The sequence below is a fragment of the Kosakonia beeri genome (assembly GCF_054165705.1).
Map to the genome: position 1 here is coordinate 124731 of NZ_CM135106.1, position 22038 is coordinate 146768.

Annotated in this window: 22 protein-coding genes; 8 read left to right on the forward strand and 14 right to left on the reverse strand. The window is 54.1% G+C overall.

The annotated features are described in order from the left end of the window. Position 1: 1 nt before the first annotated feature. The 3 genes from ACUY4S_RS00615 to rfaQ are packed head-to-tail and all read right to left on the reverse strand — an operon-like array spanning position 2 to position 3302. Positions 2–1105 (reverse strand): glycosyltransferase, encoded by a 1104-nt coding sequence (locus ACUY4S_RS00615; RefSeq protein WP_458023002.1) that lies wholly within the window; start codon positions 1103–1105, stop codon positions 2–4. Positions 1106–1107: 2 nt separating this feature from the next. Continuing rightward, positions 1108–2235 (reverse strand): glycosyltransferase family 4 protein, encoded by a 1128-nt coding sequence (locus ACUY4S_RS00620; protein WP_458022989.1) that lies wholly within the window; start codon positions 2233–2235, stop codon positions 1108–1110. Next, positions 2232–3302 (reverse strand): putative lipopolysaccharide heptosyltransferase III, encoded by a 1071-nt coding sequence (gene rfaQ, locus ACUY4S_RS00625; protein WP_312690151.1) that lies wholly within the window; start codon positions 3300–3302, stop codon positions 2232–2234. The genes ACUY4S_RS00620 and rfaQ overlap by 4 nt, the downstream gene beginning before the upstream one ends. A 150-nt stretch (positions 3303–3452) precedes the next feature. Between rfaQ and ACUY4S_RS00630 the strand changes: the two genes are divergently transcribed. Next, the gene (locus ACUY4S_RS00630) at positions 3453–4409 is read left to right on the forward strand and encodes a polysaccharide deacetylase family protein (RefSeq protein WP_312690149.1); all 957 of its coding nucleotides are present in this window, start codon (positions 3453–3455) and stop codon (positions 4407–4409) included. Positions 4410–4470: 61 nt separating this feature from the next. Here ACUY4S_RS00630 and ACUY4S_RS00635 read toward each other — a convergent pair whose 3' ends face one another. From ACUY4S_RS00635 to rfaD, 5 genes are read right to left on the reverse strand one after another with little or no spacing between them, the layout of a single operon-like run. Further along, the gene (locus ACUY4S_RS00635) at positions 4471–5379 is read right to left on the reverse strand and encodes a glycosyltransferase family 2 protein (RefSeq protein ID WP_458022988.1); all 909 of its coding nucleotides are present in this window, start codon (positions 5377–5379) and stop codon (positions 4471–4473) included. After that, positions 5376–6494: a glycosyltransferase family 9 protein gene (locus ACUY4S_RS00640; RefSeq protein ID WP_312690146.1), complete on the reverse strand. Its 1119-nt coding sequence runs from the start codon at positions 6492–6494 to the stop codon at positions 5376–5378. The genes ACUY4S_RS00635 and ACUY4S_RS00640 overlap by 4 nt, the downstream gene beginning before the upstream one ends. A 3-nt stretch (positions 6495–6497) precedes the next feature. After that, positions 6498–7481 carry a lipopolysaccharide heptosyltransferase RfaC gene (gene rfaC, locus ACUY4S_RS00645; protein WP_312690143.1) on the reverse strand — a complete coding sequence of 328 codons (984 nt, stop codon included), beginning with the start codon at positions 7479–7481 and terminating at the stop codon, positions 6498–6500. Between the two features lie 3 nt (positions 7482–7484). After that, positions 7485–8531, reverse strand: coding sequence for an ADP-heptose--LPS heptosyltransferase RfaF (rfaF, locus tag ACUY4S_RS00650; protein ID WP_312690141.1), 1047 nt, complete (start codon positions 8529–8531; stop codon positions 7485–7487). A gap of 2 nt (positions 8532–8533) precedes the next feature. Then, positions 8534–9466 (reverse strand): ADP-glyceromanno-heptose 6-epimerase, encoded by a 933-nt coding sequence (gene rfaD, locus ACUY4S_RS00655; RefSeq protein WP_312690139.1) that lies wholly within the window; start codon positions 9464–9466, stop codon positions 8534–8536. A 216-nt stretch (positions 9467–9682) separates the two neighbouring features. On the opposite strand from rfaD, the gene kbl reads away from it, so the two are divergent. Next, positions 9683–10879 carry a glycine C-acetyltransferase gene (gene kbl, locus ACUY4S_RS00660; protein WP_312690137.1) on the forward strand — a complete coding sequence of 399 codons (1197 nt, stop codon included), beginning with the start codon at positions 9683–9685 and terminating at the stop codon, positions 10877–10879. An 8-nt stretch (positions 10880–10887) separates the two neighbouring features. Continuing rightward, positions 10888–11916: an L-threonine 3-dehydrogenase gene (tdh, locus tag ACUY4S_RS00665; protein ID WP_458023001.1), complete on the forward strand. Its 1029-nt coding sequence runs from the start codon at positions 10888–10890 to the stop codon at positions 11914–11916. Between the two features lie 26 nt (positions 11917–11942). On the opposite strand, the gene ACUY4S_RS00670 is transcribed toward tdh, so the two are convergent. The 5 genes from ACUY4S_RS00670 to gpmM all read right to left on the reverse strand — a co-directional run bounded on the left by ACUY4S_RS00670 (position 11943) and on the right by gpmM (position 17905). Next, the gene (locus tag ACUY4S_RS00670; protein ID WP_458022987.1) at positions 11943–12863 is read right to left on the reverse strand and encodes a hypothetical protein; all 921 of its coding nucleotides are present in this window, start codon (positions 12861–12863) and stop codon (positions 11943–11945) included. Then, positions 12856–14085, reverse strand: a complete 1230-nt coding sequence (locus ACUY4S_RS00675) for a glycosyltransferase (RefSeq protein ID WP_458022986.1) — start codon at positions 14083–14085, stop codon at positions 12856–12858. The genes ACUY4S_RS00670 and ACUY4S_RS00675 overlap by 8 nt, the downstream gene beginning before the upstream one ends. 67 nt (positions 14086–14152) lie before the next feature. Next, entirely contained in the window at positions 14153–15079 is a 927-nt protein-coding gene (locus ACUY4S_RS00680) for a divergent polysaccharide deacetylase family protein (protein WP_312690131.1), read from the reverse strand. 3 nt (positions 15080–15082) lie between these two features. Beyond that, positions 15083–16348 (reverse strand): murein hydrolase activator EnvC, encoded by a 1266-nt coding sequence (gene envC, locus ACUY4S_RS00685; RefSeq protein ID WP_312690129.1) that lies wholly within the window; start codon positions 16346–16348, stop codon positions 15083–15085. 9 nt (positions 16349–16357) lie between these two features. Then, positions 16358–17905, reverse strand: coding sequence for a 2,3-bisphosphoglycerate-independent phosphoglycerate mutase (gene gpmM, locus ACUY4S_RS00690; protein WP_458022985.1), 1548 nt, complete (start codon positions 17903–17905; stop codon positions 16358–16360). Between the two features lie 248 nt (positions 17906–18153). Between gpmM and ACUY4S_RS00695 the strand changes: the two genes are divergently transcribed. From ACUY4S_RS00695 to cysE, 5 genes are all read left to right on the forward strand, one after another. Next, positions 18154–18585: a rhodanese-like domain-containing protein gene (locus ACUY4S_RS00695; RefSeq protein WP_312690125.1), complete on the forward strand. Its 432-nt coding sequence runs from the start codon at positions 18154–18156 to the stop codon at positions 18583–18585. Between the two features lie 47 nt (positions 18586–18632). Then, positions 18633–18884, forward strand: coding sequence for a glutaredoxin 3 (grxC, locus tag ACUY4S_RS00700; RefSeq protein WP_312690124.1), 252 nt, complete (start codon positions 18633–18635; stop codon positions 18882–18884). A gap of 38 nt (positions 18885–18922) precedes the next feature. Beyond that, entirely contained in the window at positions 18923–19390 is a 468-nt protein-coding gene (gene secB / locus ACUY4S_RS00705; RefSeq protein WP_312690123.1) for a protein-export chaperone SecB, read from the forward strand. Continuing rightward, on the forward strand, positions 19390–20409 hold the full coding sequence (gene gpsA, locus ACUY4S_RS00710) for an NAD(P)H-dependent glycerol-3-phosphate dehydrogenase (RefSeq protein WP_458022984.1): 1020 nt from the start codon (positions 19390–19392) through the stop codon (positions 20407–20409). The genes secB and gpsA overlap by 1 nt, the downstream gene beginning before the upstream one ends. A gap of 139 nt (positions 20410–20548) precedes the next feature. Then, positions 20549–21370 carry a serine O-acetyltransferase gene (gene cysE / locus ACUY4S_RS00715; protein ID WP_312690119.1) on the forward strand — a complete coding sequence of 274 codons (822 nt, stop codon included), beginning with the start codon at positions 20549–20551 and terminating at the stop codon, positions 21368–21370. 136 nt (positions 21371–21506) lie between these two features. Here the strand turns inward: cysE and trmL are convergent, their stop codons facing one another. Then, entirely contained in the window at positions 21507–21980 is a 474-nt protein-coding gene (gene trmL / locus ACUY4S_RS00720) for a tRNA (uridine(34)/cytosine(34)/5-carboxymethylaminomethyluridine(34)-2'-O)-methyltransferase TrmL (RefSeq protein WP_458022983.1), read from the reverse strand. Between the last annotated feature and the right edge of the window lie 58 nt (positions 21981–22038).

Here is a 22038-nt window from a genome sequence, read left to right on the forward strand (position 1 = left end):
ATTATTTTATCTCTTCAGCCAGAGCAACATACTGCTGGCAAATCGCGTTGATACCATAGGAAGCGATAGTATCACCGTTAATTAAAGGTGGGTTGTTATAGATATCGGCCAGCGTTTTAGCCAGACCCTCATCGCTCATTGCCGAAAGCCCGCGCGCAAGCGGGCCGGTCAATATTTCCGCCGGGCCGCCCGGGCAGTTTGTGCTTACCGGGGGCGTGTTGCAGATAATGGCTTCTACCAGCACGTTGCCAAACCCTTCGCAGTCTGAGCTTAACGTTAACAGGCGCGCCCCTTTAATCCACGGATAAGGGTTAGGCACAAAGCCACGGAACATCACGCGATCGCTAATGCCCAGTTCGTCAGCAAGGGTTTTAAGCTGTTGGATAAGCGCCGTTGAGCCGTTTCCCATCATCACCAGGGGGGCGTCGATGTTGCTGATGGCATAAGCACGCAACAGCCGGTCATGGCGCTTATTCTCATGAAAGCGACCAACATGGATGATGTAATCCTGCCCTTGCATCTCAAATGGCTCGGCCGCCAGTTGCTGAATCAACGGGATATCAAAGGGATTATGGATCACTTCACCGCGGCGGATGGGAATGCTCATCTGCTGCGAAATGTCTTCCAGCACCGCGTTAGAGACAGCGATCACGTTGCGGTTTTCATAGGTATGGCGAATCTTCTGATGCTTAAGCCAGCGCGACAAGCCGCGGCGGTGGCGCAGATAGGAGTAGGAAAACATACCGTGCAGGCAAAACCAGACTTTATTGCGATCGAGCGCCCGGCTGTGGGCGACGATACGGTCGGTTTTATGCAGATGGGAAACCACGAGGTCGTATTTTCCCGCCTGCTGTTCTGCCATCTCAATGGCATGGTCCAGCAGCTTTGCACGACGCGCGATCTCGGTCAGTTTACGCCAGGGCTTTTTGCATTTATCCAGGACAACTTGATAGTCAAGACCTTCCGGAATGGGGTAATCACACACTTTTCTCAATGAAAACAGAGAGACCTGATGTCCCATTTCCATCAATCCGCTGGAGAGCGTAAGAACTGTTTTTTCAGCTCCTCCGCCCGGTAAACCATCAATAATCATCAGGATGCGCATCATTAATCCATGAAGTTTTTATAAAGCGAAATGAGCTGGCTTGAAAGCCGCTCTGGTGTTGCGTCCATGACTTTTTTGCGGGCAGCCATGCCCATATTGTAGTTCTTTTCAAGTAATGGAATGGCCGTCACGGACGCTTTTAATGCCGTTATATCGAGAGCATCACAGACGAAACCATTCTCTCCTTGTGCAATAAACTCCGCGCCCCCGCAGCTCTTCGAGGTGATAACGGGCAGGCCGCAGGCCATTGCTTCGAGGATGACATTCGGAAAAGGATCATAAAGCGTGGGCAACAGCAGGGCATCCGACGCCTGATAATACGGCAGCGTCTCTTTTTGCATCCCTAAGAAACGAATTTGTTTCTCGCAACCCAGCGTGGCGGCCAGTGCGCGATACCGCTTTTCCGCCTTATCCTGACCCACGACAATCAAATAAGCGGGCGTACCGGCAATTGCCTGGATAGCGCTGGCAAGTCCTTTTCTTTCAAACCCCGATCCGACGAAGCAGAAGACCACTGCATTCGACGGTAAGTCCAGCTTTTGGCGCAGCGCTGCACGGTGCGCGCTGTCACCTGGCGTGAAACGCGTGGAATCAATTGAATTATAAATGACATGTATCTTTTCGGCGTCAACAGCGAAATCTTCAATGATTTCTTGTTTAATCATCGCCGCATTACAGATCACCGCCTTCAGCTCTGGGGCTTGATACATCTCGCGCTCGGCATTCATTACATAACGGTGATAGCGGTCATTCATCAACATCCGGGCGCGCCAGCCCGGCAGAATGCGTGTGCGTTGTAGCAGCCAGCGGCGGTGTACGCCGTCGCCTGCACGGTAAATGTCACAGCCGGGAATGCGCTCATGGCTCTGCACAATATCAAACTGCTGTTGTTGCCAGAGCGCTCGTGCCGCCTGCGCAAACCCGCGTTCGCGGCTAATGCGTCCCCATTTAAAGGGATCGCAGATATGAATGTGCCAGTCGTCCTGTTTCTCACCCTGCCATTCGCGGGTGATCACATTGAGTTCCAGATCCTGATTGCTCAGTGCGCTGAGCGCCCTGGAGACGAAGCGCTCAGCGCCGCCATCCGGGCGGTATTTTTGGCGGACAATCGCCAGGCGATGATGCTTCATGACAGATATTTCCTTGCGGCTGAAACCACGGCGTCGACGGGAATCGCATCAAGATAGCGCTCATTCGTGCGGGTATCGACAGCGTCCGGATCCGGAAGTGGCCCGTAATCTCCCGCCCAGATCACTTCGCCGTTAACCTGCCAGGGCGACCAGAAGGTGAGCTTGGATGGACCAAATAGCGCGACACAAGGGGTTTGCAACGCAGCGGCCATATGCATCGGCACGGAGTCGACGCCAATAAATAAGCAGGCATGATCGATAAGCGCAGCCAGCTGGCGCAGGGTGAGGTCGCCTGCCAGCGAAACGACGCCGTCTTGCGGCGAGGCGGCAAGGATCGTTTCAATCATTTGCCGCTCTTTTTTATCGGGGCCGGAGGTCAGCACCACCGTGTGGCCTTCCTGACGGAGCGCAGTGATCACCTGCGCCATCTTGCTTTCATCCCAGCATTTAAAGAACCAGCGCGAGGTCGGCTGGATAACCAGGTAATTATCACCCACGCCTTTCGCAACGAGTCGCTGCCTGGCCTGTTCCCAGTCCTGCGCAGCATAGCTCATGGTTACCTGGGGTAATGGCACGACGCCTAGCGGAGAGAGTACAGAGAGATTTTGCTCCACGGTATGCATGGCGTTGTGGTTAGCAACCGAGGCCAGGCTGGAGTGACAAAAGCGCCAGAACGCATTGTCGCGTTTATTGAGGGCGAACCCGATACGCATAGGTGCGCCGGTGAAGCGCGTAACAATCGCGCTGCGCCACTGATCGGCAAGGTTGATAACCAGATGATAATGCCGGGCTCTTAATGTTCGCAGCAACTGCCACTCTTTTTGCAGATGTTTTAGCGTGCCGAGTTGCTTCCACTTTTTGTCGATACCATAAATGGTGTGAATAGCCGGATGCGCCGCCAGCATATCCCGCGTCTCTTCATAGAGCAGGACATCGATCTGCGCGTCGGGACAGCGCTGTCGCAATGAATTAATCACAGGAGTGGTCAGTAACATGTCGCCGTGATGACGAAGCTTGATAACTAAAATGCGTATCTGTGGCGTATTAAGTATGCTATTCATCATCATCTTATTGGAAACGACCTCGCAGCAATTCTAATAGACCTTATGTGGACTTGCACTCTTTCTCCACGTTCTCCCCATTTTATGGGGGAAAGGTTTACTCAGCGTTAAGAGAATGCGTAACATAGTGCCGACTTTCATTCCTGTGGAACCAAAATGACGAAGCCAGCGTTTATCATCACCATTGATACAGAGGGCGATAATCTCTGGAAAAACCATCGCGAAATCAAAACGGAAAATTCGCGCTATCTGGCGCGTTTCCAGGCGCTTTGTGAACGCTACGGTTTTAAACCGGTGTGGCTGACTAACTATGAAATGGCCATTGAGCCGCGTTTTGTTGAGTTCGCCAAAGATGTGATTGCGCGCGGCCAGGGTGAAGTAGGCATGCATCTCCATGCGTGGAACAGCCCGCCAGAACATGATCTTACCGGCGATGACTGGCGCTGGCAGCCCTACCTGATTGAGTTTCCCGATGATGTGATGCGCGAGAAAGTGCTCTATATGACGCGCTTACTGGAAGAGACGTTTGAAACCAAAATGGTGAGCCATCGTGCGGGGCGTTGGGCGTTCGACAGCCGCTACGCAAGGCTGCTGGTTGAGCTGGGTTATCAGGTGGATTGCTCCGTCACTCCTCGCGTTAACTGGCGCAATGCCAAAGGCGCACCGCAGGGCAACGGCGGAACGGATTACCAGCATTTCCCGGATCATGCTTATTTCATAGATTGTGATGATATCTCGAAGCCGGGTAACGGCCCGCTGCTTGAAGTCCCGATGAGCATTCAGTACAAACATCCGGCATGGCTGAATGCGGTGAAACAGCGCTATGACCGCTTGCGGGGTAAATATCGCTCGCCATCGGCGAACTGGCTGCGTCCGTCGGGTGGGAACAGCGCCCAAATGATCGACGTGGCAGATAAATGCCTGTCCCAGGGCAGCGATTATGTGGAGTTTATGCTGCATTCTTCAGAGTTTATGCCCGGTGGCAGCCCAACCTTTGCTGATGAAGCGGCGATTGAGGGGTTATATGAAGATCTGGAGCAGCTGTTTGCCTGGCTGGCTACCCGGACGCAGGGCATGACGCTGGCGGAGTTTTATCAGCACAAGCAGCCATAAAAAAGCCCGTGCTTACCGCACCTGAGTGTTGGCCCTTGTGGGGCAGGTGCGGGCGTTTATCTCACTTTTTCAACCAGGCTTTGATTGCCCGTTTTTTATAACTGAAACGCACGTCACCCGCGAAAAAGAAGCCCAACGAATAGAGCTCATCAACCCGTTTTTTCACGGTCTGCATTTGCTGCGGCGTTAAGTGCGCGCGATGGTTGCTATAAATATCGAACCAGTGGCAGTTAATGAGCGGCTTAAATTTGGCGGGGAATTGCTTTTCCATACTCAGCGTGCATTCCACCAGGGGTGTAATTTTACTGGCGTCCAGCGTAGTCGACAGGCTGTCAGGGCGTTTTACGTAATAATAGTGGCCAGCGCGTTGATAAAAAATCTGGCTGGCCTGCATCAGCATACCCGGGAAAACGGCGAAATCTTCATAGCAAACCATCGCCGGGATTGGGTTACGCTGGTAAATATCGCGACGAATAAACTGCCCAATCAAATGCGCCTGAAAATCTTTATGGATCAGAAAACGGCGAATGGCGTCATCCTGGGTAAGTGCTTCGGGCGTAAATCCTTGCCAGTCGGTTGAGATTTTACGCAAGTCGCGAATTTCGAGTAAACGCGTGAGCAACATATCCGGTTGCTGTTTTCTTAAAAACGCAACGGCATCATGCAAGCTAAGTGGTTTCAGTAAGTCGTCACTGTCCAGCATGGTGATATATTCACCGCTCGCCAGCGCAACTGCGCTGCTGCGTACCTGGCCCACGTTACGATAGTTAACGCAGCGAGTGAGGGCATTTGGCAGGCGCGGCACCCACTGATCAATAATCGTCTGCGTGGCATCGTCAGAACTGTCGTTAAACAGAATGACTTCGACGGCATCTCTGGTATCGCCCAGTGCTGTGTTTAAGCTTTCCAGCGTGGCCGCCAGTGTTTTTTCGGCATTGTGCGCCGCAATAATGACGCTCAGAAAAGTCATATCAGTGAATTGCCCTGCACGGCGGAGGAATGTAGAAGCGAATGGGTTTTTGGCAGTTCGGTTATAAAGTGTTTGATTGCCGCAATATCGTCGTCGCTAACAGCAAAAAGCGCTTCTCTTGGCTGAGTGAAATAGTAACGTGTCTCAAAAACATAAGAGCTGATGTTTGCATCATTGCCAATCAACAGCACATTTCCTAACGGGCGTTGCTCGTAATGGCAACAAGGCCCAAAAAGCAATATCACCGGTACACCGACCGCATCTGCGATATAAACATTTCCTGAATCGGACGCAATATAACAGTCCATTTTCGCAATTGCCCACGGCAATTCGACCAGTGAGACTTTACCTATCATATTGACCAGATTAGGCATCTCTCCATAGGAGCGAATAATATCATCCATCCAGGGTTGCTCATTCGGCGCGCCAAAGACATAGAACGTACAAGGCAGCGACGCGAGGCTGTCGAACAGAGTTTTCCAGATAACGGGTGGAATGGTTTTGGCTTTATTGCCCGCTGAAATACTGATACCGATGCGAATAACGTCGGGCTTATCGAGAATGCCGGGATACACCGACGGTTTAAACAGCGGCTTCGTTGCGTGTTTTGGTGCGTCCTGCCAGGTGAGCGTACGATTGGCGAGACGCAGATAATTGGTCACGGAAAGCGTGCGTCTTTCATGGTTAACCGTGCCATCTGCCGTTGCGTAAAAGATCCCGTGGTACCAGCGGCGGGTATAGATACTTAAAAACTGTTTATTGTTGGCGTTACAGACGGCGGCGAAAAAGAGGTTACAGCTGGTGGGTTGCAGAAGGTAGACATTATCGTAGCGGTTCATGATGTAGCAGGCGAAACAGAGCTTACGCCACAGGTTGCGTTTTTGCTGCTCGATATAGAACGCCTGATCGATGGTGTCATCATGTTTTACCAGCGCGCTGACGCTACGGCTCACCAGGACATCGCTTTTTTGCAGCCAGCCTAACAAGGGGGTGGCATTGATAAAGTCGCCGATTTTAGCTGTTTGAATAACAAGGTTTTTACCCGTATTTTTACGAAACAGCTTACCAATGAGTTTCACCGGTAGAAGTAAAATCAGCAGAAATACATAGCTCATCGCTTAAATATCCATATCAGAAAGCCGATGGTTGTCCTGAAGATATGTAAAAATTTCATGTGCGCTAATGTCTCCCATACGCTGAGAAGGGCTGACCATTTGATGCTGATTTTTACCGTAACCGCCGATTAACCCCGGATCGGTTGGACCAAAAAGCGTGACATTCGGTCTGTCCAGCGCGGCGGTCAAATGACTCAGCCCGGTATCGACAGAGACAACAGCCATGGCGCCAGCCAATTGCGCCGCGACCTGCGCCAGAGAGAGTTTGGGCAGAACTTCTACATTGGGAAACCCTGCTGCCAGTCGTTCTGCTCGCTGACGTTCGTGTTCTGCGCCCCACGGGAGTTTAATATGGATGCCCGTTGGTTGCATTAGCTCTATGAGCCTTCGCCAGTGTGTCTCCGGCCAGTGCTTGTCATCGCGCGTGGTCGCGTGCAGAAAAATGACATACGGATCGCTACCTTGCGCCACATCGCCCACAAAATGTTGTGCAATGGCGTAATCACCCTGCGCTTGCGGCTTTACATAGCCCAGGCTTTTCGCAAACAGCTCGCGGGTTCGCTCGACCGCATGCTGCTGTTTGGCAATATGGTGTCGGCGATTATAGAACAGACTTGCCAGCGGCTCCCGCGCCGTTCGCCAGTCCATGCCATGTTTAACGCCATGCGCCAGGCGAGTGACCAGCGCGGCGCTTTTGACCAGCCCCTGCGCATCAATAATCGCATCGTAATGTTGCGCCTGCACGGCGGCGCGAAAAGCGTTGCGCTCCGCTTTGATCGGCGCAGAGAACCAGGCTTTGCGCCAGCGGCGAATGGCAACGGGAATAACCCGATCAACGGCAGCATGCCAGGACGGGATTTGTGCAAAACCCTCTTCCACTACCCAGTCAAAACGAATACCCGGAATAGCATGAACGGCATCGGTCAGCGCGGGTAGCGTATGCAGCACATCTCCCATTGAGGAGGTTTTAACAATCAGTACCCGCATCAATTATCCTTGTGCGTCCAGCAGCAGACCATTCAGCTCTTCCAGCACGCGCTGCGGCGTAATGTCGATAAGGCTCTGGTGATAGCCTTCAGCCGCGTCGCCTTTGCGCACTTTATGGTAGCCCGTGATCAGGCGAATAACGCGCGCTTTGTGCGAGAGCGGCGGTGTGAAGTCCGGGCTGCTTGGGCCATAAAGCGCCACTAATGGGCGGTCAAGCGCGGCGGCGACATGCATCAGGCCGGAGTCATTGCTGACCACGGCTTTGCAGGCAGCGATCAGCACGACAGCCTGCTCTAACTGCGTTTCTCCCGCCAGGTTGCGGCACCATGCTTGTTGCTCCACGCTAAGCGCGGCAAGAATTTGATTGCCGGCATCGTGATCTTTAGCCGAGCCAAACAACGCGATCTGGTAGCCTTCGTCGATCAACTGTTTGGCCAGCTCAGCATAGTGATAATGCGGCCAGCGTTTGGCAGGCCCAAACTCTGCGCCTGGGCAGAAACCAATCATCGGGCGTTCAGCGGCGATGTCAAAGGCGGCACAGACCTGCGACTTCTCAGCGTCGTTAACCTGCAATTGCGGCCACAGCAGCGGCTGCGGCAGATCACTGGCTGAGCGCATGACCCCTTTGTCGTAGGCCAGCGCCACATAGCGCTCAACCATTAACGGCCAGGCTTGTTTGTCCAGCACGCGGGCATCGTTGAGCAGGCCGTAACGCATTTCGCCGCGCCAGCCGGTACGGTGTGGAATACCGGCGAAGAACGGCACCAGCGCAGATTTAAAAGAGTTTGGCAGCACATAAGCGCGATCGTATCGCCGTTCGCGCAGGCTATGGCCCAGTTTGCGACGCGCGCCAATCTCCAGCGCGCCGTGACCCAGCGGCATAGGAATGGCTTCGTTCACTTCCGGCATCCGTGATAAAAGCGGACGGCACCATGCGGGTGCCATCACGTCGATTACTGCCTGGGGAAAGCGCGCTTTCAGCGTGCGATAAAGACTTTGCGACATCATCATGTCGCCAACCCAGGATGGGCCAATCACCAATATTTTCATACTTATGCGTCGCGGTTCAGCCATTCCATATATTCGGTTACGCCTTCAGCGACGGTTTTGAACGGCTTGTCATAGCCCGCAGCGCGCAGCTTGCTCAGATCGGCCTGCGTGAAAGCCTGATAGCGGCCTTTCAGTTTATCCGGGAAGGGGATGTACTCAATGCTGCCTTTTTTATGAAAAGCCAGCGTTGCATCGGCAACGGCCTGGAAGGACTCCGCACGGCCTGTACCGAGGTTGAAAATGCCGGAAACACCGTTTTCCCAGAACCACAGGTTCACTGCCGCCACATCACCCACATAGACAAAATCGCGCTTGAAGCTATCGCTGCCTTCAAACAGTTTCGGGCTTTCGCCGTTATTTAACTGGGTGTTGAGGTGAAATGCCACACTCGCCATGCTGCCTTTATGGCCTTCGCGCGGGCCATAAACATTAAAATAGCGGAAGCCGACGATGGGGGAATTCGCTTCCGGCAGAATGCCGCGCACATATTCATCAAACAGCAGTTTGGAGTAGCCATACACGTTGAGCGGCTTCTCGTATTCGCGGGATTCGATAAAGTCAGACGTACGGCCGCCGTAAGTCGCAGCGGAAGAGGCGTACAGGAACGGGATTTCGCGTTCCAGGCAGTAATGTAGCAGCTCTTTGGAGTACTGATAGTTGTTATCCATCATGTACTTGCCATCCCACTCGGTAGTGGAAGAGCAGGCGCCTTCATGGAACACCGCTTCAATATCGCCGAATTCTTCGCCAGACATAATCTGGATCAGAAAATCTTCTTTATCCATATAGTCGGCAATATGCAGGTCGACAAGATTGACAAACTTGGTGCCGTCTTTCAGGTTGTCCACCACCAGAATATCCGTGATGCCTTTATCATTCAGAGCCTTAACTATGTTGCTGCCGATGAAGCCCGCGCCGCCGGTAACGATGATCATAACTGTACCTTTGAAAAGTGAAGCGTTGAGACGATCTCAGACACTAATATTTCTTATCATACCATCACATTGCCGACCCTTCAGCCATTCAGCGGGGTAACGCTAAGGCGCTGCGTGATTTATGCTACAAAATGGATAAGTGGTGATGTGTCATCTCGTATCACCGTATAGCTTTGGGTAATATGTGCTGAAATTTGCCCTGTCTGGAGAATTGCGATGCGTGGGGATTTTTATAAGCAGTTAACGAACGACCTGGAAACCGCACGGGCGGAAGGTCTGTTCAAAGAAGAACGCATTATCACGTCGGCGCAACAGGCTGACATTACCGTGGCCAATGGTAGCCACGTTATTAACTTCTGTGCCAATAACTACCTCGGCCTGGCCAATCATCCTGAATTGATTGCGGCGGCAAAAGCGGGCATGGACAGCCACGGTTTCGGTATGGCCTCTGTGCGCTTTATCTGCGGCACGCAAGACAGCCATAAAGTGCTGGAGCAGAAACTTGCCGACTTCCTCGGCATGGAAGATTCCATCCTCTACTCTTCTTGCTTTGATGCTAACGGTGGGCTGTTTGAAACCCTGTTGGGTGCTGAAGACGCCATCATCTCCGATGCGCTGAACCATGCCTCGATTATCGATGGTGTTCGTCTGTGCAAAGCAAAACGCTACCGCTATGCCAATAACGATATGCAGGAGCTGGAAGCGCGTTTGCAAGAGGCACGTGAGGCCGGTGCGCGTCATGTACTGATTGCCACCGACGGCGTGTTCTCAATGGATGGTGTGATTGCCAACCTGAAAGGCGTGTGCGACCTGGCAGATAAATACGATGCGCTGGTCATGGTCGATGATTCTCACGCAGTGGGTTTTGTTGGCGCTAACGGCCGTGGTACGCATGAGTACTGCGACGTGATGGGGCGGGTCGATATCATCACCGGTACGCTGGGCAAAGCGCTGGGCGGGGCATCCGGCGGTTATACCGCGGCACGCAAAGAGGTGGTTGAGTGGCTGCGTCAGCGTTCCCGCCCGTACCTGTTCTCTAATTCACTGGCACCTGCAATTGTTGCCGCGTCGATCAAAGTGCTTGAGATGCTGGCATCCGGGGGTGAATTGCGTGACCGCTTGTGGTCCAACGCCCGCTTGTTCCGCGAAAAAATGACGGCCGCAGGCTTTACGCTGGCTGGGGCCGATCACGCCATTATCCCGGTGATGCTGGGCGATGCGGTGGTTGCGCAAAACTTCGCCCGCGAACTGCAAAAAGAGGGCATCTATGTCACCGGTTTCTTCTACCCGGTGGTGCCAAAAGGCCAGGCGCGTATTCGCACGCAGATGTCTGCGGCGCATAGCCCGGAGCAAATTGAGCGTGCGGTAGCAGCCTTTATCCGCATTGGTAAACAGCTGGGCGTGATTGCCTGAGGACCATGATGAAAGCACTATCCAAACTGAAAGCGGAAGAAGGCATCTGGATGACCGACGTCGCGGAACCGGATGTGGGTCATAACGATTTGCTGATTAAAATCCGCAAAACTGCCATTTGCGGCACCGATGTGCATATCTACAATTGGGACGAGTGGTCGCAGAAAACCATTCCCATTCCCATGGTGGTCGGGCATGAGTACGTCGGTGAAGTGGTCGGCATGGGGCAGGAAGTCAAAGGCTTCAGGATCGGCGATCGCGTGTCTGGCGAAGGCCATATTACCTGCGGTCATTGCCGTAACTGCCGGGCTGGCCGCACCCATTTGTGCCGCAATACGGTGGGCGTCGGCGTTAACCGTCCAGGCTGTTTTGCCGAGTATCTGGTGATCCCGGCTTTCAACGCTTTTAAAATTCCGGACAATATCTCCGACGATCTGGCCTCCATTTTTGACCCGTTCGGTAATGCGGTGCATACCGCACTCTCCTTCGACCTGGTGGGTGAAGATGTGCTGGTTTCCGGTGCCGGCCCTATCGGCATTATGGCGGCGGCAGTGGCAAAACATGTTGGCGCACGCCACGTGGTGATCACCGATGTGAACGAATACCGTCTCGATCTGGCACGGAAAATGGGTGTTACCCGTGCGGTTAACGTTAGCAAAGAGAGCCTGACCGATGTCATGGCAGAGCTGGGCATGACCGAAGGGTTCGACGTCGGGCTGGAGATGTCTGGCGCGCCGCCAGCTTTCCGCACCATGCTCGATACCATGAACCACGGCGGGCGTATTGCTATGCTGGGGATCCCGCCGTCGGATATGTCTATCGACTGGACCAAGGTCATCTTCAAAGGGCTGTTTATCAAAGGTATTTATGGCCGTGAGATGTTTGAAACCTGGTATAAAATGGCTGCATTGATCCAGTCTGGTCTGGATCTCTCGCCGATTATTACCCACCGTTTCGGCATTGATGACTTCCAGCAGGGCTTTGATGCCATGCGTTCAGGGCATTCAGGTAAGGTGATCCTGAGCTGGGATAAGTAAGAAAAAAGGGGCCGCTGGCCCCTTTATCATGATTGTTGCTGCTGTTTCTCTTTGTCCGTCAGGTAGCGCACTTTGCGCGTATAATCCTGCCCTTTAAACAATAACTTGCTATCGGTTGATGCCAGATATTTCTGCCATTCCGAAAGGGGGAAGCCGCCGTGTGCGCCAATCACCTCCGAGGGGATCACCGCTTCCTGACCGCCGATTTTCTTCGACACCGGCCAGTTCATCCAGTCGCCCAGGTTTACCGTTTTCAGGTCGAGCATATCCAGTAATGCAGCCAGCGGCAGCTGGTCAGTCGGCGGCTGGCTGTCTTCCATTAGCTCCCAGGTATCCTGAAAAAGAGTCAGCCAGAGCGGGCAAATACGCCGCCAGGTCTTTTTGGTCGCCGCCAGGAAGGCACCGTTAACATGATCAACCAGATAAGGGCGCACGGTCTCTTTATAGTAAGCCGGTACGTTTTCTGCGGGTGCGCCGTCCAGCTTGGCAATCATTTTGCCCTGACGGAAGCTGGAGTAGATATGCATATCCGCCATGTTGATGTCGGGCATTTTTAGCAGGTTGAGATCGGAGTCGATCATCAGCACCCCTTCACCGCGAGCCTGTAGCGGCGCGTTGAGCTTAATCAGCCTGCTCAAATAGATCTGCTTGTAGCGATAGCTTTCTTCGCGTTTCGGTAAATCCAGCGTGACGACGCGCGTCCTGGCAGGCAGTTGACCAAATGCAGATTCGGGTTGGTCCGTCACAATCACGATTTCGCTCACGCGATCGGCAAAACGTTCGGCAAAGGTCGCCGAAAGCAGCGCTTCTTCAACGAAGTCTGCGCCGGTGCAGGGAATAACAACCGAATCGACCGCAATGCGCTTATCAGACGCCGGAAGCGAGCGGTAAGGAAGGTTATGCCGACTCGTAATATGGCGATATCTCGCGTTCAGAAATTTAAACATGTCCGTCTCGTTGTGAATATTCAGGATCCAGCACCGCTTCGACACCCTGCACGTAATGCTCTATTGCGTAGGTGCTGCGTATCTTCTCGTTTGCGCGGGCGGCCAGTTGTTGCCGCAGTGCGGCATTGCTCCAGATCTGTTCAAGGTGGGCAGACAATTGCCCGACGTCGCTCCACGGGAACAGCAACCCGGTGGACTGGTGTTCAATCAGCTCGGCGGTGCCGGTCACATCTGAGCCAACAACCGGAATACCAAGCAACATGGCTTCCAGCACAACGCGGGGCAGGCCTTCACTTTGCGACGCCAGAATAAACGCATCGAAGGTAGAAAGATAATCGAAGGGCGTATTCTGAAAACCGGTGAACAGCACCTTATCCGCAATGCCTGATGCCTTCGCCTGTTGCGTCAATGCGTTGCGCTCACCCCCTTCGCCTACGAGGATCATTTTCCATTTTGCTTGCGGGTGGCGTTGGTGAAACAGGCTCAACGCAGTGAGCGTATGATGATTTGCTTTACGTTGGATCAGCGAGCCAACACTGCCGAACACGAAAGTGTCGTCATCCAGCCCCAGTTGTTGACGCATGGCCTGGCGATCCGGCAGCGGTTGATGAATATCAATGGCATTATTGACCGTGGTGCACAGGGCGGGTTTGACACCGTGTTTTAGCAAAACCCGTTCAACGCCGTGTGAAACGGCAATCACCTTCGTCACATGCTGGTTAACCAGGTTAACCACAGGCGGGGGGAGCACCGGTTCAATGCGGCAATGTTGTACCAGGCGAACTGGCAACCTGGCGGCCGCGAGGTAACCCTCTTCGTTGGTGGCGGGCTGGTTGTTCATGTACAGCGTGTCGAAATGGCCGTTCTTCAACAGCGTTTCTATTGCGCTGGCATTGGGCAAAATTCGCCACAAGCGGTCAATACGCCGCACGAACGCTTTGCGCGCGCTGCGTGAGAAAAACAGCAGGCTGCGTCCCAGCTCTTTCGTCAGTTTTGCCCATGCAGGTTGCCTGCACTGAGGAATAATTACCAGCGGGATGCCGATGCTGTTCAGCACCTGACCGATCGTTTGCCCTTGCGCGCGGCTGTAATCCTTGTAGAAACAGCAAGTAATATCAAACTTCTGGCGATCAATCCGCTTCAGCAGCTCGAGCATACTGTTTGTGCCACCCCCCCATTCGTTGCCGGTATCCAGCAGGAGGATTTTGTGTCTTTGCGGCATGACGGAACCTGTTTGCGATGCAAAACCAGGCCGCATTATAGAGAACCCGGTTCGCATTCTGCAAAAATTACGCTTTTTTGCCCCAACCTTGCCATTGCTGATGCAGGTATTGGGTGAGCGAACTCTCGCTGATGCTCTCACCCAGTACCGTAAAGAAGCGGGTGGCGTCAACAGGCTGCAATTTCTGTTTTGTTTTGCACAGTTTCACGCCACGGAAGGGGTTACGCGGGGGTGGCGGGGCGATGCCGCCGGGCCTCGCATTATCGATTTGCGGCTCATTCAGGAGGCTACTCGGGCGCACCAGCGTAATATCGGCGGGCAGAGTGTAGATAACCTGTTGCAAGACACGCACGGTTGCCGGGTGAGGATGGCCAATCGCGATGGCGGAACCATTACGGCGTGCCAGCTCCACAGCCCGATCGAACTGGCGGCGAATGTCGGCTTCGTTTTGTGTATCGTCAAGGAACACTTTGCGTTTGATCACTTTCACGCCAGTACCCGCCGCGGCATGCAGCGCCTGGCTGTTGCCGATGGTCATGCTGTCGAGAAAATAGAGATTGTAGCGTTCCAGCGCCTGCATCACTTTTTGCATCCCGAACAGGCTGGAGGTCATGGCGCTGCCCATATGATTATTCAGACCCACAGCGTAAGGCACTTTGCTGACGGCATCGCTGATGATGCGTTCGATCTCGGTGCTGCTCATATCCGGGCGCAGAGTGTCTTTTTCCAGCGGTTGCTTACTGAGGGGAGCCATCGGCAGATGGATCAGCACTTCATGGCCGCTGTTATGAGCTTTGGTGGCCATTTCCCGCGCGTGTGTCGCATTTGGTAACACCGCGACGGAAACCGCCTGCGGCATGGCCAGCACCTGGTTTTCAGTCTGCGGACGGTAGCCAAAGTCGTCGATTACGATGGCCAGTTTTCCGGCAAACGCCGGCGAGGAAAAAGCCAGCACGCTACCCAGCGTGAGAACAATACGACGAAATTGAAGCAAAACTTATCTTCCCAACCACGGTTGTGGATTGACCGCCTGACCCTGACGGCGAATTTCGAAATAGAGTGATGGCCGGCCCTGACCGCCACTGCTGCCAACGAGTGCTATCGGCTGACCGGCGCGCACCTGCGTACCCACGCTGACCAGCGCGCTCTGGTTGTAGCCATAAAGGCTCATGTCGCCCTTGCCGTGCTCAACCACGACCACCAGGCCATAACCTTGCAGCCAGTCGGCAAGGATCACGCGACCATCGGCGACAGCTTTGACTTCGCTGCCTTCAGACGCACCGATAACAATCCCTTTCCAACGTAGCTCACCCTGCAATTGTTCGCCATAACGATGGAGTAACGGGCCGCGAACCGGCCAGATAGCCTGACCGGAGGGCGAACCCAGCCCGCCGGTGCGGGACATGAGCGAGCGTTCGCTCTCTGTCGGTTTGTAGGTGGTGCCTTTGCGGCTGGCGTCTTTCTGCCGATCGCGCACTGCCTGCGCTTCGCGGGCTTCACGCTCGGCACGGGCTTTTGCGGCGGCTTCTGCACGGGCAAGACGGTCGCGCAAACGTGATTCGTTGGCGCGCAGTTCGCTCAACTGTTGCTGGCCTGCCTGAATAGAGGACTCCAGCCCGCTCAGGGTTTTTTGCCGCTCGTTACGTGCCTGCTCCAGCTTCGCCTGCTGTGCTTTTTGCTCATACAACAGCGTCTGTTGCTGGCTCTGTTTCTCTTCCAGTTCGGCTTTCTGCGAGGCAACCTCTTCCCGCGTCTGTTTCAACTGGGCAATTGTTTCCTGGCGCGCCTGGTTAAGATAACCAAAGTAGGCCTGCAAACGCTGGCCGCGCTGACTCTCTTCACCGCTTAAAATCAGTTGAATACCGGTATGCTCACCCTGGCGAAATGCCGCATCCAGTTGGGCCGCAAGGTTATGTTCCTGCGTTGCGCGCTGGCGTTCCAGTTTGGCGATGGATGCATTCATCTCATCAATCTGTTTATTCAGTTGGGCGAGGGTGGTTTGCGTTTCATGCAGCTGGCGGGCGGCGGCGGAAATGGCCTGTTCCTGCGCCTTGAGTTGGGCAAGAAGCCCGGCGCGTTGTTGCTGTTGCTGGCGTACCGCGCGTTCTTTTTCGGCGATATCAGCCTGAATGGATTTCAACTGGTCGCGATCGTCCGCATGGGCTGATACGGCGCACAGCAATGCGCCAGCGCAGAGTGCGCTGGCGCAGATCAGGGGCCGAATTCCGCCCCAGGTAATAGAAAAAATCGCCTTTCCCCTCATGGGGAGCGATTATTCCACGATGAACAGCGGCTTACCAGTCATCTCTTGCGGGATTTCCATGCCCATCAGCGTCAACATTGTCGGCGCGATGTCGGAAAGTTTACCACCAGCAATCGCCTTCACGGCCTTGTCGCCAATGTAGATCAACGGTACCGGCAGATTGGTATGCGCGGTGTGCGCCTGGCCGGTTGATGGGTCACGCATTTGCTCGGCATTGCCGTGGTCTGCGGTGATCAGCAACTGGCCGCCAACGGCTTCCACCGCTTTGGTCACTTCTGCTACACAGAGATCCAGCGCTTCAACAGCGGCAACAGCGGCGTCAAACACGCCCGTATGACCGACCATATCCCCGTTCGGGTAGTTACAAATGATGGTGTCGTACTTACCGCTGGTGATCGCGCCGACCAATTTTTCGGTTAATTCTGCAGAGCTCATTTCGGGCTGCAGGTCGTAAGTCGCCACTTTCGGGGAGTTGATCAGAATGCGATCTTCACCCGGGAACGGCTCTTCAACGCCACCGTTAAAGAAGAAGGTCACGTGGGCATATTTTTCGGTTTCGGAAATACGCAACTGGGTTTTGTGGTGTTTTGTCATCCATTCACCCAGTGTATTTGCCAGTGATGCAGGCGGATAGGCAACGGCGGCTTTGATGTCGGCGGCATATTCGGTCAGCATGACGAAATCGGCAAGTTTCACCACTTTCTTACGCGCAAAGCCGTCGAAGTCCGCATTTACAAAGGCGCGAGTGATTTCACGCGCGCGGTCAGCACGGAAGTTCATGAAAATCAGCGCATCGCCGTCTTGCATGGCGGCGTCTGGTTGACCCGCAGCACGGATCACAGTGGCTTTAACGAACTCATCGTTTTCGTCACGTGCATAGGCTGCCTGCAAACCGGCAACGGCGCTGTCGAAGGTGAACTCGCCTTTGGCCTGAGTCATCAGATCATAAGCATGCTCAACACGATCCCAGCGGTTATCGCGGTCCATGGCGAAGTAGCGACCAATAATGGAGGCGACGCGGCCTTTGCCGAGCGCGGCGAATTTATCCTCGAATTTTTTCAGTGAAGATTCAGCGCTGCGCGGCGGGGTATCACGTCCGTCCAGGAAGGCATGCAGGTAGATTTTTTCTGCACCGCGTTCAGCAGCCAGCTCTACCATTGCCATAATGTGGTCTTCATGGCTGTGCACGCCGCCAGCAGAGAGCAGGCCCATAATGTGTACCGCTTTGCCTGCGGCAACAGCGTTGTCCACCGCGCCAGACAGTACCGGGTTGCTGAAGAAGGTGCGTTCTTTGATTTCCACGTCAAGACGGGTCAGATCCTGGTAAACAATGCGACCGGCGCCAAGGTTGACATGGCCCACTTCAGAGTTACCCATCTGACGATCCGGCAGACCGACTTCCAGCCCGGAGGCATCAATCAGGGTATGAGGACGAGTTGCCCACAGTTGATCCATTACCGGGGTTTTGGCGTTAAAAATGGCGTTATCTTGCTGGTCTTCACGGTAGCCGTAGCCATCCAGGATCACCAGTACCATAGGTTTTTTAGAAACCGACATTGCGACAACCTCTTGCTCAGAGACAAAAAAATTTGCGTAATTTTACTACAGCTGAATCGATCAAATAGCCGCAGAAGATCAAAAAAAGCGGCGGCTCGACGGTGAGTTTTCGCCACTTATCTTCATTTTTTTCGTAACACTCCGCAGAAAATGCATTCCGTCGTCCTCGCTGGCTGTATTTGCCACACTGCGCAGGTATACTCCTGTCCTGGTTTTTTTAATCACTTAGTCGGGAGTCGTTACCCCAGATGCAAGAAATTATGCAATTTATTGGCCGCAACCCCATACTGTGTATCGCCTGGGTGGCGTTACTCGGGGCGGTGCTGTTCACCACTTTCAAAGGCCTTGCGTCTAAAGTGAAAGTGATTTCTCGCGGCGAAGCCACACGCTTGATCAATAAAGAAGACGCCATCGTGGTGGATTTGCGCCAGCGTGATGATTTCCGTAAAGGTCACATTGCAGGCTCCGTGAATTTGCTGCCAAACGAGATCAAAGCCAATAATGTAGGTGAGCTTGAGAAACACAAAAGCGCGCCTGTCATCGTGGTTGATGGAACGGGTATGCAGGCGCAGGCACCGGCAAATGCGTTGACCAGCGCGGGCTTTGAAAAAGTCTACGTGCTGAAAGATGGTATCTCCGGCTGGATCGGAGAGAATCTGCCGTTAGTTCGCGGTAAATAATTTGCCCGGCGGGAAAGCGCCCGCTGGGTTAAACCCGGAGAAAAGTGATGGCCAATATTGAAATCTACACGAAAGCAACCTGCCCGTTTTGCCACCGTGCAAAAGCGCTGTTGAGCAGCAAAGGCGTGGCTTTTGCTGAGCTGCCGATTGATGGCGATGCGGTAAAACGTGAAGAGATGATTCAACGTAGTGGCCGTACAACGGTTCCGCAGATTTTTATTGATGCGCAGCACATTGGCGGCTGCGACGATTTATATGCGCTGGATGCGCGTGGCGGGCTGGATCCGCTGTTGCGTTAATGCTTTGAAGCACTACAACACTTAAGGGTTATTCACTCATGTCTGAACAAAACAACACCGAAATGACTTTCCAGATTCAGCGTATTTATACGAAAGATATCTCTTTCGAAGCGCCGAATGCGCCACACATCTTCCAGAAAGAGTGGCAGCCGGAAGTGAAACTGGATCTCGACACCGCCTCCACGCAACTGGCAGAAGGCGTTTATGAAGTGGTTCTTCGCGTAACCGTAACCGCTTCCCTGGGCGAAGAGACTGGCTTCCTGTGTGAAGTACAGCAGGGCGGTATCTTCTCTATCGACGGTATCGAAGGTACCCAGATGGCGCATTGCCTTGGCGCATACTGCCCGAACATCCTGTTCCCGTATGCCCGTGAATGCATCACCAGCCTGGTGTCCCGCGGTACATTCCCGCAACTGAACCTCGCGCCGGTTAACTTTGATGCGCTGTTCATGAATTACCTGCAACAGCAGACTGGCGAAGGTGCCGAAGAACATCAGGATGCCTGATGAACGCACTTAATGCTGCAATGACTGTGATCGGTGCCGGTTCTTACGGCACCGCTCTTGCCATCACGCTGGCGAGAAATGGTCACCAGGTTGTGCTCTGGGGCCATGACCCAAAACATATCGCGGCCCTGCAACATGACCGTTGTAACGCCGCGTTCCTCCCCGATGTGCCTTTTCCCGATACGCTCCATTTAGAAAGCGACCTTGCGCAAGCGCTGGCAGCCAGCCGCAATATTCTGGTGGTGGTGCCAAGCCATGTTTTTGGTACCGTGCTGACGCAAATTAAACCGCTGATGCGGCACGATGCGCGCATTGTCTGGGCCACTAAAGGCCTTGAAGCTGAAACAGGCCGGTTGCTGGAAGATGTTGCGCGTGAAGCGCTGGGCGAAGAGATTCCGCTGGCGGTGATCTCTGGGCCGACGTTCGCCAAAGAACTGGCGGCTGGCTTGCCAACGGCGATTTCGCTGGCTTCGACCGATGCGCAGTTCGCAGAGGATCTTCAGCAACTTCTACACTGCGGCAAAAGCTTCCGCGTTTACAGCAACCCGGACTTTATTGGCGTGCAGCTGGGCGGCGCGGTGAAAAACGTCATTGCGATTGGCGCAGGCATGTCTGACGGCATTGGTTTTGGCGCAAATGCGCGCACGGCACTGATCACGCGTGGCCTGACCGAAATGTCGCGCCTTGGCGCTGCGTTGGGCGCCGATCCGGCAACCTTTATGGGAATGGCGGGGTTGGGCGATCTGGTGCTGACATGTACCGATAATCAGTCACGCAATCGCCGTTTCGGCATGATGCTTGGTCAGGGCATGGATGTGCAAAGCGCCCAGGACAAGATAGGCCAGGTGGTGGAAGGCTACCGCAATACCAAAGAAGTGCGCGCGCTGGCGCACCGGTTTGGCGTCGAAATGCCAATAACCGAGGAAATTTATCAGGTATTGTATTGCGGAAAAAATGCGCGCGAGGCAGCATTGACCCTGTTAGGTCGTGCCCGTAAAGACGAGCGCAGCAACCACTAGCAATACGTCATCCTTCAGGCCGTCTCTCTGTTGGCGCTGTCTGCGCACCCCGGTCACTTACCGGGGCTGCTCAGGCTTGCCACGTCCACGCGCCAGAAGGATTTAATGTACCGAAACGCAGAGAGTCATGGAGTAAGCAATGCCGTGTGAAGAACTGGATCTGGTCTGGAACAATATCAAAGCCGAAGCCCGTGCGCTGGCGGATTGCGAGCCCATGCTGGCCAGTTTTTACCATGCCACGCTGCTCAAACATGAAAACCTGGGCAGCGCACTGAGTTATATGCTGGCGAACAAGCTGGCGTCGCCGATCATGCCGGCTATTGCCATTCGTGAAGTGGTGGAAGAGGCCTACGCAGCCGATCCGGAAATGATTGCCTCTGCGGCCTGTGATATTCAGGCTGTGCGCACGCGTGACCCGGCAGTGGATAAATACTCCACGCCGCTGCTCTACCTGAAAGGTTTTCATGCGCTGCAGGCTTATCGCATTGGTCACTGGCTATGGCTACAAGGGCGTCGTGCGCTGGCGATTTTCCTGCAAAACCAGGTGTCGGTAAGCTTCCAGGTGGACATTCACCCGGCGGCGAAAATTGGTCGCGGCATTATGCTCGATCACGCAACCGGCATTGTGGTAGGGGAAACGGCGGTCATTGAAGACGATGTGTCTATTCTGCAATCGGTAACGCTGGGCGGGACCGGAAAAACATCGGGCGATCGCCATCCAAAAATCCGCGAAGGCGTGATGATTGGCGCAGGCGCGAAGATCCTGGGCAATATTGAAGTAGGGCGCGGCGCGAAAATAGGCGCGGGCTCCGTGGTATTGCAACCCGTTCCGCCGCACACTACCGCTGCAGGCGTGCCGGCACGCATTGTGGGTAAACCCGAAAGCGACAAACCCTCAATGGATATGGATCAGCACTTTAACGGCATTAACCACGGGTTTGAATACGGCGACGGGATCTGATTTTCTGACGGTGTTACTCGCCAGAGTGAACCGGGTCAGTGCTTTTTGCCTTCACGCACGTTGAGTACGCTGCGTTTTTTCGCGCTGTCTCTTTCAACTTGCCTGCGCCAGAAAAAATCTCTGCGCAGGCAACGCATCAACTGCGCAGTACTGCGCCAGGGTAACCTAACTGGCGCCAGGCCTCATAGACCACCACCGATACGGCGTTAGACAGGTTCATGCTGCGGCTGCCCGGCATCATCGGAATACGGATTTTTTGCTCAGGCGGCAGCGCATCGAGAATGGTCGCTGGCAATCCACGGGTTTCCGGGCCGAACATTAAATAATCCCCGTCTTCGTAACTCACCGCACTGTGTGCTGGCGTCCCTTTGGTGGTCAGCGCAAACAGACGCTGCGGCTGTTCGGCAGCAACGAAAGCGGCATAATCGTGGTGGCGCTTTACGGCGGCAAATTCATGGTAATCCAGCCCGGCGCGGCGCAGACGTTTATCGTCCCAGGTAAACCCCATCGGTTCGATAATATGCAGGCTAAAGCCGGTATTCGCACACAGGCGGATGATATTCCCGGTGTTGGGCGGGATTTCTGGTTCGAATAAAACGATATTTAACATTGTGCAGCCCCTGGTAAAAACGCGGGGCAGAGGATAGCACTCTCCCCGGAACGGGGAG